Raw genomic sequence first — 16941 nt, 5'->3', positions numbered from 1 at the left:
CGCGGACGCCATGGGTGGCAACACGTCTACTGGGCAGCCGGCGCCGCACCTGCCGGGAATACCACGCTGAGTTCCTGCGCGCGGCGATCGCGCCATAGTGTCACCGGCACGGGAACATCCGCAGCCGCTGCAGCGACCAGCCGCGGCACGTCCTCAAAACCGGCAACCGGTTGGCCGGCGATCTCCAGCAACACGTCCATCGGCTTGATGCCGGCGCGGGCGCCGACGCTGCCATCGAACACTTCCACCACCCACGCTCCGCGCGGCGACGGCAATCCCGCTGCCAGCACCAGTTCCGCCGTGACCGGCACGATGCGCACGCCCAGCAGCCTGGGCGCCGCAGGCGCTGCGGCAGGCATCGCCGGCAATGCCAGCGTAGTTGCGAGCGCGACAGGCGCCGCCTCGCTCGGCCGCCATGGCACCTCGACGAACTTCGTGTTGAAGCCGCCCATCAGCTTCCGATAGTCGCGACTGGCCTTGTCCGCCTCGCCCTGGCTGTCGTACGCCGTGCACAGTGTGCCGTCCTCCGGCTGCCCGTGCGCGCGAACGACTTGTTTGAACGCCTCGGCATAGGCCTGGTTCTGGGCATAGACCGCCATCGGATCGGCGCCCACCGGCATGGCAAAGACCTGACTGACGACGGTGCGCGCGCGGTCGCTGCGGTCGGGAATGTCCACCTGGGTGGCGTAGCAGTAGAAATAGCCCGTGCGCTGCGCCGGCGCCTGGCTGACGGCATCCTCGGCCGACGGGGTCCAGTCCACGTCGCGCCAGCTGCCTGCCTTCATCAACAACAGGCGCTTGCTCCATATCGCAAGCTGTTGTTCGCGGAACGCCTGCACTTCGTCGCGTCCGGCAGCGAGCAAGCAGCTCTTGTCGCCGGCACCGCCCAGGGCGCCCACGTGGCGCAGGAACGCGCTGGCCAACGTGTTGCTGCGCTGCATCTGCTCGCTGACGTCGACGGGATAGGACAGCGCGAACACCGGCGAGGCCCAGATCTTGGCCGGCACGCTGCCGGTATCGGTCACGCTACAGAAGGCGAATCCGGGCTGGCTCGGCGCAAGCGATTGCGCGCGAACCGCGACCGGCGCCAGGCCGGCGAAAAAGACCACAGCGAGATACACCGCATTGCGCAGCATCTGGAATCCCCTTTGTACTCGGTACTGCCATCGGCGCCACGGCGCCGCCCCACTGTGCACACTATCCCATCTACTGGCTGGCCGCAGCCTGCCGCAGGCAGCGGTGCTGCAACGCAGAGTGGAACTGTCATCGCAGCGGGGTATAACGCAGGCACGTCGTAGCGAGGGGGCGCTGCATCCGCTGGTCAGGCAGCCGCCGCGATGGCTTGCCTGTTCGGCTTCCGCTGTTCAAGGAGAGAGCCGTCATGTCCACGCTGCCGACATTGTCCCTGCTGTCCACGCTGCTGCTGTCGCCGCTGCTCGCGCAGGCGGCCGAATTGGTACCGAAACAACTGGCAGGACCGCCGGAGGAGTTCGCGCAGATGCGCGCACCCGCCCCGGCGGAAGCGGCGATCCTGTCCAAGAGCGCGCTGCTGCCGGTGGAATTCTCCGCCGCGCGCAGCGGCGGCCCGGCACAATGGCAGACCACGCTGCCGGTGGAGAACGGCAAGCTGCGCTTCGTGGTGCTGTCCGGCGAGCACGACTGGCAGCCGCGCCTGAGCGCACCGGCCACGGCCAGCGCACGCGCGGGCACCGCCGCCGCGACGCCGATGCTCGCGCCCAGCGCTAAGGCCACCCAGTTGGGCGCCGGCGGCGCCGCACTGCCGGCCCGCGAGTACCGCGTGGACAGCGCCGCCAACGGCGACTGGACCCTGACCCTGCAGGCAGACGGCAGCCGCACGCCGCAACGTGGCTACGTCCTGATGGAAGGCGATCCGCGCACGCAACTGGCGTCCTATCCCAGCGACCGCGCACAACTGCAGCGCGGCCAGCGCATCGGCCTGACCGCAATGCTCGGCGGCATCGATGCGCAGGGCAACGTGAGCCTGGCACGCAGCACCGGCAGCGGCCGCATCGACACCGCGCAGCTGCGGGTGATCGCGCCGGACGGCTCCATCCGCCAGTGGCCGATGGCCGACGACGGCCGCCACGGCGACGGCGCCGCGGGCGACGGCGTGTATGCCGGCGACTTCCCGGCGACCGCCACCGGGACCTACATCGCGCAGGTGGTGGTGCACGGCCACGACGCCGGCGGCCAGGCCTTCGTGCGCACCAGCGAGCACGTGCTGCCGGTACTGGACACCACCTTGCGCATCAACGCCGATGCGGTCGCCGCCAGCGCCCAGCCCGGCACCCGCCTGACCCTGCCGATCCCGGTGCGCATCGGCGGCGGCCAGGCGCCGGCGCATTACCGCGTGCTCGGCGAACTGTGGGGCACCGGCCGCGACGGCAGCGCGGTGCCGGTGGCCTGGCTCGGCGGCATGCTTGCGCCGCAGGACGGGCGCCTGCCGCTGAGCGTGGACGAACGCTGGATCGTCCGCGCTGGCGCCCGCGCGCCGTTCACCCTGCGCAACCTGCGCGTGGAGGATCCGGACAACTTCGTGCCGCTGGCCACGCGCGCGACGCTGCCGCTGAGCCTGCCGGCATTGCGCCGCAGCAGCGTGGCGCGCAGCACCGGCGCGATCGACGAGAGCATGCGCATGGGCGAGCGCCCGGCGCAGCTGAGCGCAGCCGCCACCACCGACATGCAGGCGCAGGCCACCGGCAAGCGCCTGGTGCTGGTGCACGGCTACTGCTCGGGCGGGGTGTGGCCGGTGGCGCAGTTCACCAACGCCTCCGCGTTCCTGGACGTCAACCAGAACCGCAGCAACGACCAGTTCGCGCAGCGCCTGGCGCAGTTCGGCAGCCAGTGGAACTCGTTCGGCACCGTGGCGCACAGCCAGGGCGGCATGGCCGCGCTGCACCTGTACGTGTACTACTGGAGCGGCCTGGACAACGCCAGCGGCGGGCGCGTGATGCAGTCGGTGGGCACCCCGTACCAGGGCACCAACCTGGCCGGCATCCTGGCCGCGGTGGGCTCGTGGTTCGGCGTGGGCTGCGGCACCAACAACGACCTCACCTACGACGGCGCCAAGGCCTGGCTGGCCGGCATCCCCAACTCGGCGCGGGCGCTGGTGAACTACTACACCACCTCCTTCGCCAAGACCAACTGGTACACCAACGACTACTGCAATGCGGCCTCGGACCTGGTGCTGAGCGACCCGGAGGACGGCACCGTGGAGCAGGTCAATGGCCAGCTGCCCGGCGGCGTCAACCGCGGCCACACCACCGGCGAGTGCCACACCACCGGCATGCGCGATCCGGCGCAGTACCTGGACGCCAGCCGCAACGCGACGATGAACGCCAACGCGGCGCGCTGAGGGGCCGGGATGATCAGCCATTCGGCTGCTGAAAAGCCGGGGAGTCGGGATTGGGGATTTGGAAAAGCGGTGCGCTGCTCTTGCTTTTGCCCATTCCCGGTTCCCGGCTCCCCACTCCCCCCTTACCGGAACACGACCGTGCGATGCCCGTTGAGCAGGATGCGATGCTCGACGTGGCGGCGCACGGCGCGGGCCAGCACCTGCGACTCGGTGTCGCTGCCCAGGCGCACCAGCTCGCGCGGGGTCATGGCGTGGTCCACGCGGGCCACGTCCTGCTCGATGATCGGGCCTTCGTCCAGGTCGCCGGTGACGTAGTGCGCGGTGGCGCCGATGATCTTGACCCCGCGTGCGTGTGCCTGGTGGTACGGCTGCGCGCCCTTGAAGCTGGGCAGGAAGCTGTGGTGGATGTTGATCGCGCGGCCGGCCAGCGCCGCGCACAGCGTCGGCGACAGGATCTGCATGTAACGGGCCAGCACCACCAGGTCGATGTGTTCGCGTTCGACCAACGCCAGCAGCTGCGCTTCCTGTTCGGCACGGTTGGCGCCGCTCACCGGCAGGTGATGGAACGGCACGCCGTAAGAGCCGGCCAGCGCGGCGAAATCGGGATGGTTGGAGGCCACCGCGGCGATGTCCACCCGCAGCTGCCGGCTGTGCGCGCGGAACAGCAGGTCGTTGAGGCAGTGGCCTTGTTTGCTGACCAGCACCAGCAGGCGCGCACGACGACGTGCGTCGTGCAATTGCCAGTCCATCGCGTAGTCGGCGGCCAGGGGTTCCAATTGCAGCTTCACCGCGGCGACGACGCCGTCGGCAGGCACGTCGAAGTGCACGCGCAGGAAGAAGCGGCCGCTTTCCTCGTCGCCGAACTGCTGCGCATCGAGGATGTTGCAGCCGTGCTCGAAGAGCAGGCCGCTGACGCGGTAGACGATGCCGGTACGGTCCGGGCAGGACAGGGTCAGGATGTAGTCGGGGCGCATCCGCCGATGATAGAGGAAAGGCTGGGATTGGGGATTGGGGATTGGGGATTGGGGATTGGGGACAGCCAATGTCATGCAGCGACGACCGATCCTTCTCCCCTCGGGAGAAGGTGCACCGAAGGGGCGGATGAGGGTGCGGGCGAAGCCTCGCGCGGTCGAAACACACCGGGTGCGCTGCGCGCCCGTACCCTCACCCCAACCCCTCTCCCGGGGGGAGAGGGGCTAGAGCCATCCAGCCGAAGCGGGCTTCCCCTTCTCCCCTCGGGAGAAGGTGCCCCGAAGGGGCGGATGAGGGTGCGGGCGAAGCCTCGTGCAGTCGAAACACGCCGGGTGCGCTATGCGCCCGTACCCTCACCCCAACCCCTCTCCCGGGGGGAGAGGGGCTCGGCCATGTCCGTATTGGAATCCGGTCGCGGCTGACGCCGCATCCAGGACGTTGCTCACTCGCCTGCGTTCACTCCGGGCGCAGGCGCAGGGCGAGGCGGCGATTGACCTTTTCCAAGCGCGCCAATGAATCCTCCACCGACATGCCGACCGCTTCGTGGGTGGTGATGTGCGCGCGCAGGTGCGCCGGATCGTCCAGGTCGCCGCGCACCAGGAACACGTTCTCGCCATCCTCCACGTCGCCGATCTCGCGGCTGAGCACCACGTGGTCGACTTGGTCGAAGCCGTATTCCTTCGCCAGCGGCAGCAGCCGCGCCACCATGCGCTCGCTGATCGCGTCCGGCGCGCGGCCGCAGGCCGCGTCCAACGCATGCACGCCCTCGCGGATCTGCGCGTACAGCAGGTGGTCGGGATGGTCCGGATGATCGGGCCCCGGCACGGCCTCGCGCACCACCGCGCGCGGCGGCTGGATCGGCGCTCTGTCGCCGGGATCGGACGAATTCGGACTCATGGCATCCTCCTGTGATGCGCCAGCAAATCGCCGCACCTTAGCGGCAAGCGCGCGCCAGGCTCAAGCGGGCACGCAGTGTGCCGCAGGTGCCGCCAAGGTCCGCTGAAGATCCGCCGGCGCCGCTCAGGCCTGGCCGGCGCGGCGCGCGGCGACCTTGGCCAGCGCCGCCCAGTCCAGTTCGCCGTCGCCGTGCGCGATCGCCTCGATGAAGGCGTCGCGCAGTACCGCCGCCAGCGGCATCGGCACGTGCCGGGTCTCGCCGGCATTCAGCGCCAGGCGCACGTCCTTCAGGCCCAGTGTGGCCTTGAAGCCGGCCGGGCTGTAGCGCTGCTCGGCGATCATGCCGCCGTAGGTCTGGTAGGCCGGTGCGGCGAACACGGTGCTGGTGAGCATGTCGAGGAAATCGGCCGCGTCCACGCCGTGCCCGCGCACCAGCGCCGACGCCTCGGCCATGGTGCCGATGGCGCTGGCCAGGCACAGGTTGGCGGCGAGCTTGACCGCGTTGGCCTGTTCCGGCGCAGTACCGAAGTACCAGGTCTTGCGCCCGATGACATCGAGCAAGGGCTGGACCCGCGCCAGGGCCGCGGCGTCGCCGGCGGCAAGCAGGTTGAGCTGGCCAGCCGCGGCCACCTCGATTCGCCCCAGCACCGGCATCGCCAGGTAGGCGACGCCGCGCTCGGCATGCAGCGCGTGCAGCTCACGCGCCAACGCCACCGAAATCGTGGCCATGTTGACGTGCACGCTGCCGGCGGTGAGCGCGTCCAGTGCGCCGCGCTCGAGCAGGGTCTCGCGCACCGCGGTGTCGTCGGCCAGCATCGAGAACAACACCGGCCCGCGCACCGCATCGGCCGGTTGCGCGGCCTGCTGTGCGCCGGCCTCGAGCAGGGGCTGCGCCGCCGCGGCGCTGCGGTTCCACACTGTCAGTGCGTGGCCGGCGCGCAGCAGGTTGAGCGCGATCGGCTGGCCCATCGTGCCCAGGCCGAGAAATCCAATCGTCGTCATTGCATGCTCCCTGAAGAAATCGAAGTGGAGGCCGCCAACCGTGCGGCGCGTCGGTCAGGCGTCGAACACGCCGCGCGCCGCATGCGGCTCGCAACGCAGGTATTGCGGCGACGGGCGCAACCGCGCGCCCAGCGCGGCGGCCGCGTGCCACGGCCAGCGTGGATCGTAGAGGATGCCGCGGGCCAGCGCGATGGCATCGGCGCGGTCCTCGGCGAGGATGGCCTCGGCCTGCTGCGGCTCGGTGATCAGGCCGACCGCGATCACCGGCATCCGCACCGCGCGGTGCAAGGCCTCGGCGAACGGCACCTGGTAGCCGGGCGCCACCGGGATGCGCTGGCGCCGGTCGAGCCCGCCGCTGGACACGTGCAGATAATCGCAACCCTGCGCCTGCAGCGCCTGCGCCAGCGCTTCGCTCTGCGCCAGATCCCAACCGCCGTCGACCCAGTCGGTGGCGGAGATACGCACGCCCACCGCGATGCTCGGTGCCACCGCCGCGCGCACCGCCGCATGCACGCGCAGCAGCAGGCGCATGCGGTTCTCCAGGCTGCCGCCGTAGGCATCGTCGCGCTGGTTGCTCAGCGGCGACAGGAACTGGTGCAGCAGGTAGCCGTGCGCGGCATGCAGTTCGATCAGTTCGATGCCAAGGCGCTCGGCGCGCCGCGCCGACGCCACGAACGCCTCGACGATGGCGTCGATGCCGGCCTGGTCCAGCGCCTGCGGCGGCACGCCGTCGGCGGCGAACGGCTGCGCCGACGGCGCCACGGTCTGCCAGCCGTTCGGCTGGTCGGGCGCGATCGCGCCGCCGCCGTCCCAGGGCTTGTGCGTGGACGCCTTGCGCCCGGCATGCGCGAGCTGGATGCCCAGCGGCATCGGCGACCAGCGCCGCACGGCGCGCAGCACTGTGTCCAGCGCCGCCTCGGTGGCGTCGTCCCACAGGCCCAGGTCGCCGTAGCTGATGCGCCCGCGCGGCTCCACCGCCGTCGCTTCCAGGATCAGCAAACCAGCGCCGGATTGGGCCAGTTGGCCCAGGTGCTGGGTGTGCCAATCGCTGGCACGGCCGTCCTCGGCCGAGTACTGGCACATCGGCGCGATCACGATGCGGTTGGACAACGACAGCGGCCCCAGTGCGAGGGGCGAGAACAACTGACTCACGATGCGGATCCGTGGAAACGCCGCGCGCGGCGCGGGAGGCAGCCATTGCACTCCTGCCACGCAGCGCGATCAACCACTACCGGTGGATCAGTTCGTGCCGGGATTCGGAACGCGCGCGGCTGCCGGCAGCAGGAACGCCAGCGCCTGCGCGCAGGGCTGCTCCACCTTCAGGCTCAGCAGGTCGTCGCCGCGGGTGCGGCCCAGGTTGACCGCGGCGATCGGCAGGCCGGCCTTGGCCGCCGCCTGCACGAAGCGAAAACCGGAATAGACCATCAGCGACGAACCGACCACCAGCACCGCGTCGGCGCGTTGCAGATGCGCGAACGCGCTGGCCACGCGCTCGCGCGGCACGTTCTCGCCGAAGAACACCACGTCCGGCTTCAGCACGCCGCCGCAGTGCGCGCAGGCCGGCACCACGAAGCTGGCGAAATCCTCGCCCTCCAGGTCGGCGTCGCCGTCGGGCGCCGGCGCGGCCTGCAGCGTCGTCCACTGCGGGTTGTGCTGCAGCAGGTGCTGCTGGAACGCCTCGCGCGGCATGCGCCGCTCGCAGCCCATGCAGCGCACCACGTCCAGGCGCCCGTGCAGGTCGATGGTGGCGCGGCTGCCGGCGGCCTGGTGCAGGCCGTCCACGTTCTGGGTCAGCAGCACGTCGACCTGGCCGCGCGCTTCCAGCTGCGCCAGCGCGGCATGGGTGGGATTGGGCCGGGCGTGGCCGAAGCGCGGCCAGCCGAGCAGGCTGCGCGCCCAGTAGCGCTGCCGCGTCGCCAACTCGCCCATGAAGGCCTGGTAGGTCACCGGCTGCGCACGCTTCCAGTCGCCGGCGGCATCGCGGTAGTCGGGAATGCCCGAGTCGGTGCTGCAGCCGGCGCCGGTCAGCACGAACAGGCGCCGATGGCGCTCGACGAACGCTTCCAGCGCGGAAGACGCGGCCTGCGCGGACGCGGCGTGATCCTGCAGCAACTGCGACATCGTGAAGATCCCGGTCGTGGTGGAGACGCGCGCACGATGGCGCGACGCCCTCCTATCTTGGGCGCGTGCGACGGCAACGCAAGCCCGGGCCGACGCGGCCGCTGAAGCGTTGCCGCGCGCATTGAAAGCCCGCAGGAAACTGGCTACTGTCCGGGACGCGGCAGGATGCTCAGCGATCACGGCGTCCTGCGCGCCGCACGCTGCTCCGTGAGGAATGCCGTCCCTTCGCCGATTCCGCCTCGTGAGCCGCGTTCCCGATCCCACCCCGCCCCCGTTCGCCGCCGCCGCCAACACCCCGCTGCGGGTGGCGTTGCTGGAGGACGACGATGTGCTGCGCGACCGCGTGCTGCTGCCGGGCTTGCTGCGGCACGGTTTCGAGGCGACACCGCTGCGCACCGCGCAAGCCCTGTGGGCGGCGCTGGAGGCGCAGCGTTTCGACCTGATCGTGCTCGACATCGGCCTGCCCGACAGCGACGGCTTCACCCTGACCCAGCAACTGCAGGCACGCCGCCCCGGGCTGGGCATCGTCATCCTCAGCGGCCGCGGCGAGCAGCCGGATCTGGTGCGCGGGCTGGTCCAGGGCGCCGATGCCTACCTGATCAAACCCGTGCAGATCGAGATCCTCGCCGCCACCCTGTTCAGCGTGGCCCGGCGCATGCAGCGGCCGGCGGTGCCGGCCAGCGAGGAATGGCAGCTGCAGGACGACGGTTGGTGCCTGTTCGCGCCGGACGGGCAGGCGGTGCCGTTGACCGCCTCCGAGCGCAAGGTGCTGCAGAGCCTGTGGCAGGCGCGCGGGCGGCTGGTCAGCCGCGATGCGCTGATCGGCATGCTCGGCGGCAATGCCGGGCTGGAGATCGACCCGCACCGGCTGGACGCGTTGCTGCACCGCTTGCGGCAGAAAGTGCACGAGCGCACCGGCGGCGCGCTGCCATTGCGCGCGGTGCGCGGCGAAGGCTATCTGCTCATGCCGCAGGAGCGCTGAGCCCGGCCAGCGGCAGGCGCAGCACGAAGCAGGTGCCGGCGCCGGGCGTGCTGCGCACCTGCAGGCTGCCCTGCGCCTGTTGCGCCATCTCCAAGGCCACCGCCAGGCCCAGCCCGGTGCCCTGCCCGGCCGGCTTGGTGGTGAAGAACGGCTCGAAGATGTGCCGTTGCACCGCCTCGCTCATGCCCACGCCGGTATCGGCGATGGCGATGGCGATGGCCTCGCCGTCGCGGCGCAGCTGCAGCGAAAAACCGCCGCCGCCAGGCATCGCATCGCGCGCGTTGGCGGCGAAGTTGAGCAGCGCCAGGTCGAAGCGGCTGCGGTCCAGGAACACCGGTGCCGGGTCGGCGGTGAGGTCCAGCCGCACCTGCACGGTGGCGCCCAACAGTTGCCGCAGCATCGGCTGCAGGCTGCGCAGCGCTTCGCCGGCATCGAAGCGCTCGGGCACGCTGGCCTCGCGGCGACTGAAGCTGAGCAGCTTGCGGCTGACCGCCACGCCGCGGTGCGCGGCCAGCGCCACGCCTTCCAGCGCCTCGGCCAGCACCAGCGCATCGCGCGGCGGGTGATAGTCCAGTTCGTGCACGCAGTGGCGTTGCTCGGTGTAGCCGAGGATCGCACTGAGGATGTTGTTGAAGTCGTGCGACACACCGCTGGCCAGCTGTTCCACCAGCTCGATCTTCTGCAGATGCAGCAGGCGCTGCTGCGCCTGGGCGCGTTCGCGCATCTCCACGCGCAGGCGCGCGGCGCTGCGCCGCGCACGCCACAGGCTCTCGCGCAGCGCCGCGACGGTGCGGTCCAGCACCAGGGTGATCATCAGGTAGCTCAGCGCCAGCGAGGGCAGGTTCTGGAACGGGCTGCGGGTGCCGTGCGGGTCCTGGCCCCAGGGGCTTTCCATGCCCAGCCAGAAGATCAGCGGGATGCACAGGTAGACCAGCCACAGCGCACGGCGCCCGATCACCAGCGCGGCCAGGGTCAGCATCATCATCGGATACGGATCGAAGGCCTGCAGCTGGTAGCCGAACGCCAGGTTGGCGGCGACCGCCGAGCACAGCACCACCGCGATGAACATGGCCGTGGCCTGTTTCAGCAGGCCGCGGCGGATCATCCAGACCGCGGCCCAGGCCGCCGCGGCGATCGCCGCATCGGTGCCGACGTCCACCGCCAGTTGCACCGTGCCCATCTCGATGCGCGGTGCGGTCAGCAGGTGATAGAGCTTGTTGAGCGGAATCTCGCTGCCCAGGAACACGAACAGCACCTGCAGCGCCGGCGCGTTGCGCCGGTCCAGCGGGTCGGCGATCGGCACCCGGCGCAGCCACAGCGAGAGGCGCCGCCACAGCCGCGCGGCGAGCGCGACCGGCGGAGCGTGCGCACCCCATCTCACCCGGACTCCCATGACGGTGAGTCTACCGTGAGGAAGCGGTGAATCTGCGTGCATTGAAGGGCCGCAGGGCTTACGGCCTTAATCGGGCCTGACTCGTTGTCGGGACGACGCTCCCGGCCCCAGCCCCGGAACCGACCATGCCTTTTCTGCCCAACGCCCTGCGCGCCGGTGCGCGCCCGCTGTCGTCGTCCTCGTCCATCCTCCCGCAGGCGTCTGACCGATTGTTGACCGCCGCGTTGCTGCTCGCGCTGAGCCTGCCCGCCAGCGCCTTCGCCGCCGCGGCCGCGGCCGCGCAGACGCCACAACGCGATACCGGCGCCGAGACCGACAGCGCCGACACCGCCGACACCGCCGACACCACGCCGCAGGACGCCACCGCCCAGGACGTGCAACCGGGCAGCCAGAACACCACCCACTACTTCCTGGCCGAAGGGCTGAACGACGGCAGCGACTACGCCAGCGCCGCCGGCCTGCGCGCGGTGGCGATGGGCGCACGCGCCGATGCCTCCGGCGCCTTCGCCATCGCCATCGGCCACCACACCGTGGCATCGGACAGCGCCGCCATCGCCATGGGCGACGGTGCGGTGGCCAGCGGCACCTCGGCCATCGCGATCGGCGGCAGCTTCTTCGGCAGCGCCAACGGCGATTCCGCCGGCGCGCAGAGCACCGGCTTCGGTGCGCTGGCGATCGGCACGGCCGCCGCCGCCACCGCCGGCAACGCCAGCGCGCTGGGCTGGAACGCCAGCGCCGATGGCGACAGCGCCACCGCGGTGGGGTCCACCTCCGCGGCCAGCGGGATCTATGCGACCGCCGTCGGCGGTTCGTCGCGTGCCGAGAGCGAACAGGCCAGCGCCGTCGGCTACGCCGCCCTGGCGTCCAACGTCGGTGCCACCGCGGCCGGCGGCTACAGCACCGCCTCCGGCTATTTCGGCACCGCGATGGGCTACACCGCCACCGCCAGCGGCGACGGCAGTGTGGCGATCGGCGAAGGCGCCTCGGCCTCCGGCCAGCAGAGCGTGAGCATCGGCGCCAGCAACAGCGGCGTTCCCACCCAAGCCAACGGCCTGGGCGCGGTGAACGTGGGCGCCGGCAGCTGGGCGCTGTCGGATTACGGCGTGGCGCTGGGCTTCGACAGCCATGCCGATGCGATCCACAGCGTGGCGCTGGGCGCGCAGGCGCTGGCGACCAGCGAGAACGCCATGGCGGTGGGCGGTCAGGCCTACGCCGACGGTGTCGATGCCAGCGCCTTCGGCAGCATCGCCAGCGCCAACGGCAACGGCGCCACTGCACTGGGCAGCGGTGCGACCGCGATGGGCGCGAGCACCGTCGCACTCGGCTACAACAGCGCCGCCACCGGCGCCAACAGCGTGGCGATCGGTGCAGGTGCGATGGCCGACCGCGACAACGCGGTCGCCTTCGGCAACGACGGCGCGCTGCGCCAGCTCACCTACGTGGCCGCCGGCACCGCCGACACCGACGCGGTCAACGTGCTGCAGTTGCGCAGCATCGCCAGTGCGCTCGGTGCCGGCAGTGCGGTGGGCGGCGATGGCAGCTTCAATGGCGGCAGCTACCTGATTCAGGGCCGCAGCTACGGCAACGTCGGCTCGGCGCTGTCGGCGCTGGACGGCGCGTTTTCGGCGCTGGATGCCCGGGTCGGCAACCTGGTGCAGAGCGGTGGCGGAGGTGTGGCGGTGGGCAGCGGCGCCACTGGCGGTCCCACTGTCGGCACTGGCACCAATGCGGTGGCGGTCGGCGCGCAGGCCACCGCCAACGGCCAGAACGGCACGGCGATCGGTTCCAATGCGCTGGCCTACGGGCCCAACGACACGGCGCTGGGCGGCAACGCGCAGGTCAACGCCGACGGCAGCACCGCGGTCGGCGCCAACGCCAGCATCAGTGCCAGCGCCACCAATGCCGTGGCGGTGGGCGAAAGCGCCACGGTCACCGCCGCGTCCGGCACCGCCGTCGGCCAGGGCGCCTCGGTCTCGGCGAACAACGCCGTGGCGATCGGCCGGGGTTCGTCCGCCACCCGCGCCAACACCGTCTCGGTGGGCAGCGCCGGCAACGAACGCCAGATCAGCAATGTCGCCGCCGGCAGCGCCGCCACCGATGCGGTCAACGTCGCGCAGATGCAGGCCGGCGACAGCGCCACGCTGAGCAACGCCAAGGCCTACACCGACAGCCGCATGGCCGGCTGGGACGACAACCTGACCCGCCTGCGCAACGACACCGACCAGCGCTTCCAGCACCTGGACCGGCGCATCGACCGGATGGGCGCGGTCAGCGCCGCCTACGCCGGCATGGCGACCAACACCTCCGGCCTGGCCGGAGCCAACCGGATCGGCGTCGGTGTCGGTTCGCAGGGCGGCGAAAGCGCGCTGGCGGTCGGCTACCAACGCGCGATCGGCAACCGCGCCAGCGTCTCGCTCGGCGGCGCCTTCTCCGGCAACGAGAAGAGCGTGTCCGCCGGCGCCGGCTTCAGTTGGTGACACGGCCGCCGCGGCCGCCCCTTTCGTGCGTTCCACGCCCTCATCGATCTTTCCAGAGACATCGCCATGACCCATGCCACCCCGCTGTCCCGCAACCTGCTCGCCCTGTCGCTGGGCCTGGCGCTCGCCGGCACCGCACAGGCGCAGAGCGCCCCGCGCTTCTCGGTCCTGGGCCAGGCCGCGCCTGGGCAAGCCACCGTCTACGACGGCCTGATCGTGACCTACCGCGACGGCAGCAGCGCCGTCCGTGATGCGCGCGCGGCCAGCGCCACGCTCAACCAGATCATGGCCGCGCGCAGCACCGCCAGCACCTGGACCAGCACCTACCGGCAGGCCGCCCCGGCCTTGAACCGGGTACGCCGGCTCGCCATCGGCGCCGACCTGGTGCGGCCCAGCCGTGCGCTGACACCGTCGCAACTGCAGATGCTGATCGCCAGCCTGAAGGCCGACCCCGCCATCGCGCACGTCGAACCCAATCTGCTGCTCAAGCCGGTGCGCAGCACCGCCCATGCCACGGCCACGGCGACCGCGCCGAACGATCCGGGTTATTCCGTGCAGTGGCACCTGCGCACGCCCGATGGCCACCTGGAAACGCTGGCGCCGGACACCACCGGCTATCCCAACCGCGGCGGCATCGACCTGGTGCCGGCCTGGCAGTACGGCACCGGCCAGGGCGTGGTGGTGGCGGTCATCGATACCGGCATCACCGCGCATCCGGATCTGGACACCACGCTGGCCGACGCCGGCTACGACTTCATCAGCGATGCGCTGCTGTCCGGCCGTGCCAGCAACGGGCGCGTGGCCGGCGGCTGGGATACCGGCGACTGGACCACCGACGACAAGTACCTGGTGGCCAATGGCGGCTGCGCGCAGCCGGAGGAGCAGAAAACCAGTTCCTGGCACGGCACCCACGTCGCCGGCACCATCGCCGCGCGCACCAACAACGGCATCGGCATGGCCGGCGTGGCGCCGGATGCGAAGATCCTGCCGATCCGCGCGCTCGGCCACTGCGGCGGCACCACCGCCGACATCGCCGATGCCATCGTCTGGGCGTCCGGCGGCCACGTCGACGGCGTGCCGGACAATCCGAACCCGGCCGAAGTCATCAACATGAGCCTGGGCGGCGGCGGCGCGTGCGCGCAGGACTCGGTGACCTCCAACGCGATCGCCAGCGCGATCGCGCGCGGCAGCGTGGTGGTGGTGGCCGCCGGCAACGACAACGCCGACGCCGCGGGCTATTCGCCGGCCAGTTGCCCGGGCGTGATCAACGTGGCGGCCAATGGCATCACCGGCGGCCGCGCCTACTACTCCAACTACGGCACCACCATCACCCTGTCGGCCCCGGGCGGCGGCGTCTATGCCAACGATGCCGCGAGCGGATCGGGCTCGGTGCGCACCGGCCTGATCTGGTCCACGCTCAACACCGGCGAAAAGGGCCCGGACCAGCCGGCCTACGCCGGCTATGCGGGCACCTCGATGGCCTCGCCGCACGTGGCCGGCGTGGTTGCGCTGGCGATCAGCGCCGCGCTCAACGCCAACCGCCCGATGCCCTCGCAGGCGCAGTTGCGCGACATCCTGACCCAGACCTCCAACCCCTTCCCGAGCAAGCAGACGCCGTACATCGGCGCCGGCATCCTCAACGCCGCCAAGGCCGTCGCCCGTGCCGCCGGCGCCAGCGGCGGCGGCGACGAGGCCACGGCGATCAGCGTGGGCCGCGGCACCATCGCCAAGCTGTCGGCCGCGGCCGGCCAGGGGGCGCTGTACCGCCTGGACGTGCCGGTCAACGCCCGCAACCTGCAACTGCGCACCCTCGGCGGCAGCGGCCAGCTCAAGCTGTACGTGCGTGCGGTGCGCGCGCCCGGCGCCGACGGCAGCAATGCCGACTACAGTTCGCTGCGCAACGGCACCACGCAGAACGTGCAGATGGCGCTGCCGGCCACGGGCAGCTACTTCTTCCGCCTGGTCGGCGGCAGCGGCGGCTACGCCAACGTCACCCTGTCGGTCAGCTACTCGGAATGACCGCGCCGTGCAGGCGCTACGGCGCCTGCGCTCACAAGGGGTTGGCGATCTCGATCAGGTTGCCGTCGGGATCGCGGATGTACACCGACAGGATCGGGCCGCGGGCGCCGGTGCGTTGAACTGGGCCCTGCTCAATCGGCACGGCGGCGGCACGCAGTTCCTCGACCACCTGCCCCAGCGGCGTGGCAGTGAGAAAGCATAGGTCGGCCGAGCCCGGCGTGGGCACCCGCGCCTTCGGCTCGAACTCGTGGCCATGCCGGTGCAGGTTGATCTTCTGCGCGCCGAACGCCAGCGCCTTGCGGCCTTCGCCGAAGGTGACCACGCGCATGCCCAACACCTGCGCATAGAACGCGCAGGTGGCGTCGATGTCGGCGACGGTGAGGACCAGATGGTCGAGGTGGTCGATCTGCATCGCGAGACGCTCCCGTTGGATGACGGCGTGCGGCTCACTCGCCGCGCGGCGGATGCGGCCCGAAGCGGCCGTAGGGACGGCTGTCGTCGGCACCGCGGCGCAGCACCTGCGCGGCGACCAGGCCGATGCCCAGCAGGACCAGGCAGCAGGCCACCAGCGCGTTCCAGCCGCCGTGCTGCCAGGCCGCCCCGCTGAGCGAGCCGATCAGGCTGGCACCGGCGTAGTAGGCCAGCAGGTACAGCGAGGCGGCATGGCTCTTGTGCTGGCCGCCCAGGCGCCCGACCCAGGCGCTGGCCGCCGAGTGCGCGACGAAGAAGCCGATGGTCAGCAGCACGATGCCGGCGATGACCGTCACCAGCGCGTGCGCCAGGGTCAGCGCCACGCCGAATGCCGCGGTGGCGATGCCGGCCAGTACCACCGGGCCGCGGCCGAAGCGGTCCGAAGCGGCGCCGGCGACCGAAGAGGACACGATGCCGAACACGTAGGCGCTGAAGATCATGCCGAGCTGGCTCTGGCTCAGCCCGAACTCCGGGCCGCCCAGGCGGAAGCCGGCGTAGTTGTAGACGCTGACGAACACGCCCATCGCCAGGAACGGGATCGCGAACAGCCACGGCAGATGGCGATCGCGCAGATGCCCACCCCAGGCACGCAGGTGGAAGCGCAGGTTCACTCCCTGGCGGCGCACGAAGTGCCGCGACGGCGGCAGCAGCCATACGAAGCCCACCGCGACCAGCAGATCGACCGCGCTCAGCGTGGCCAGCGCGATGCGCCAGTCGAAGTGGTCGGTGAGCAGACTCATGCCGATGCGGCCGATCATGCCGCCGAACGCGTTGCCGGCCACGTACAGCCCGGTCGCCGCGCCGAGCCGGCTCACCGGCAGTTCCTCGGCCAGGTACACCATCGCCACCGCCGGCACGCCGCCCAAGGCGATGCCCGACAGCGCGCGTACCGCCACCAGCGCGCCCCAGTGCGGCAGGCAGGCCGCCAGCAAATTGAGCAGCGCCGCCAGCGCGATCGACACGAACATCAGCCCACGTCGGCCCAGCGTTTCCGACACGGCGCCGGCGCAGAAGATCGCGATCGCCAGGCCGCCGGTGGCCAGCGACAGCGGCAGCGAGCTGGCGGCGGCGCTGACCCCGAATTCGCGCGCAAACGCGGGCAGCAGCGGCTGCACGCTGTACAGCAGCGAGAAGGTGGCGAAGCCGGCCAGGAACAGCGCCAGGCGGATGCGCAACAGCGGCGCATCGTCCACGGCGTGCACCGGCGGGCATTGGCTGGAGGCGTTCACGG

Annotated in this window: 13 protein-coding genes; 4 read left to right on the top strand and 9 right to left on the bottom strand. The window is 71.3% G+C overall.

The window, feature by feature from the left end:
• Positions 1-26: 26 nt before the first annotated feature.
• Complete coding sequence (locus M3U25_RS18420; RefSeq protein WP_355503160.1) at positions 27-1136, bottom strand: PDZ domain-containing protein; 1110 nt, start codon at positions 1134-1136, stop codon at positions 27-29.
• Positions 1137-1381: 245 nt separating this feature from the next.
• Here M3U25_RS18420 and M3U25_RS18415 point away from each other — a divergent pair, with 245 nt between their 5' ends.
• Positions 1382-3376: a choice-of-anchor X domain-containing protein gene (locus M3U25_RS18415; RefSeq protein ID WP_355503162.1), complete on the top strand. Its 1995-nt coding sequence runs from the start codon at positions 1382-1384 to the stop codon at positions 3374-3376.
• A 122-nt stretch (positions 3377-3498) separates the two neighbouring features.
• Here the strand turns inward: M3U25_RS18415 and purU are convergent, their stop codons facing one another.
• From purU to M3U25_RS18390, 5 genes are all read right to left on the bottom strand, one after another.
• A complete protein-coding gene (gene purU, locus M3U25_RS18410; protein WP_355503164.1) occupies positions 3499-4350 on the bottom strand; it encodes a formyltetrahydrofolate deformylase in 852 nt (283 codons plus the stop codon).
• 454 nt (positions 4351-4804) lie between these two features.
• Positions 4805-5245 carry an XVIPCD domain-containing protein gene (locus tag M3U25_RS18405; RefSeq protein ID WP_043093636.1) on the bottom strand — a complete coding sequence of 147 codons (441 nt, stop codon included), beginning with the start codon at positions 5243-5245 and terminating at the stop codon, positions 4805-4807.
• Between the two features lie 123 nt (positions 5246-5368).
• Positions 5369-6247: an NAD(P)-dependent oxidoreductase gene (locus M3U25_RS18400; RefSeq protein WP_355503167.1), complete on the bottom strand. Its 879-nt coding sequence runs from the start codon at positions 6245-6247 to the stop codon at positions 5369-5371.
• 54 nt (positions 6248-6301) lie between these two features.
• A complete protein-coding gene (locus M3U25_RS18395) occupies positions 6302-7399 on the bottom strand; it encodes an NADH:flavin oxidoreductase/NADH oxidase (protein ID WP_355503169.1) in 1098 nt (365 codons plus the stop codon).
• Between the two features lie 87 nt (positions 7400-7486).
• Positions 7487-8368 carry an NAD-dependent protein deacetylase gene (locus tag M3U25_RS18390; protein ID WP_355503171.1) on the bottom strand — a complete coding sequence of 294 codons (882 nt, stop codon included), beginning with the start codon at positions 8366-8368 and terminating at the stop codon, positions 7487-7489.
• Positions 8369-8609: 241 nt separating this feature from the next.
• Between M3U25_RS18390 and M3U25_RS18385 the strand changes: the two genes are divergently transcribed.
• Entirely contained in the window at positions 8610-9350 is a 741-nt protein-coding gene (locus M3U25_RS18385; RefSeq protein ID WP_355503173.1) for a response regulator transcription factor, read from the top strand.
• On the opposite strand, the gene M3U25_RS18380 is transcribed toward M3U25_RS18385, so the two are convergent.
• Positions 9331-10731: an ATP-binding protein gene (locus M3U25_RS18380; protein WP_355503175.1), complete on the bottom strand. Its 1401-nt coding sequence runs from the start codon at positions 10729-10731 to the stop codon at positions 9331-9333. The genes M3U25_RS18385 and M3U25_RS18380 overlap by 20 nt on opposite strands.
• A 137-nt stretch (positions 10732-10868) precedes the next feature.
• Here M3U25_RS18380 and M3U25_RS18375 point away from each other — a divergent pair, with 137 nt between their 5' ends.
• Together M3U25_RS18375 and M3U25_RS18370 are read left to right on the top strand one after the other, a co-directional pair.
• Positions 10869-13220, top strand: a complete 2352-nt coding sequence (locus M3U25_RS18375) for a YadA-like family protein (RefSeq protein ID WP_355503177.1) — start codon at positions 10869-10871, stop codon at positions 13218-13220.
• A 66-nt stretch (positions 13221-13286) separates the two neighbouring features.
• The gene (locus M3U25_RS18370; protein WP_355503179.1) at positions 13287-15239 is read left to right on the top strand and encodes a S8 family peptidase; all 1953 of its coding nucleotides are present in this window, start codon (positions 13287-13289) and stop codon (positions 15237-15239) included.
• Positions 15240-15270: 31 nt separating this feature from the next.
• Here M3U25_RS18370 and M3U25_RS18365 read toward each other — a convergent pair whose 3' ends face one another.
• Together M3U25_RS18365 and M3U25_RS18360 are read right to left on the bottom strand one after the other, a co-directional pair.
• Positions 15271-15651, bottom strand: coding sequence for a VOC family protein (locus tag M3U25_RS18365; RefSeq protein WP_355503181.1), 381 nt, complete (start codon positions 15649-15651; stop codon positions 15271-15273).
• Between the two features lie 34 nt (positions 15652-15685).
• The gene (locus M3U25_RS18360; RefSeq protein WP_355503183.1) at positions 15686-16939 is read right to left on the bottom strand and encodes an MFS transporter; all 1254 of its coding nucleotides are present in this window, start codon (positions 16937-16939) and stop codon (positions 15686-15688) included.
• Between the last annotated feature and the right edge of the window lie 2 nt (positions 16940-16941).

Origin of the sequence: Xanthomonas sp. PPL134, assembly GCF_040595915.1 — a bacterium.
Taxonomy (GTDB): domain Bacteria; phylum Pseudomonadota; class Gammaproteobacteria; order Xanthomonadales; family Xanthomonadaceae; genus Xanthomonas_A; species Xanthomonas_A indica.
The sequence above is the reverse complement of the archived record's forward strand: the minus strand, read 5'-3'. Positions and strand labels throughout refer to the sequence as shown.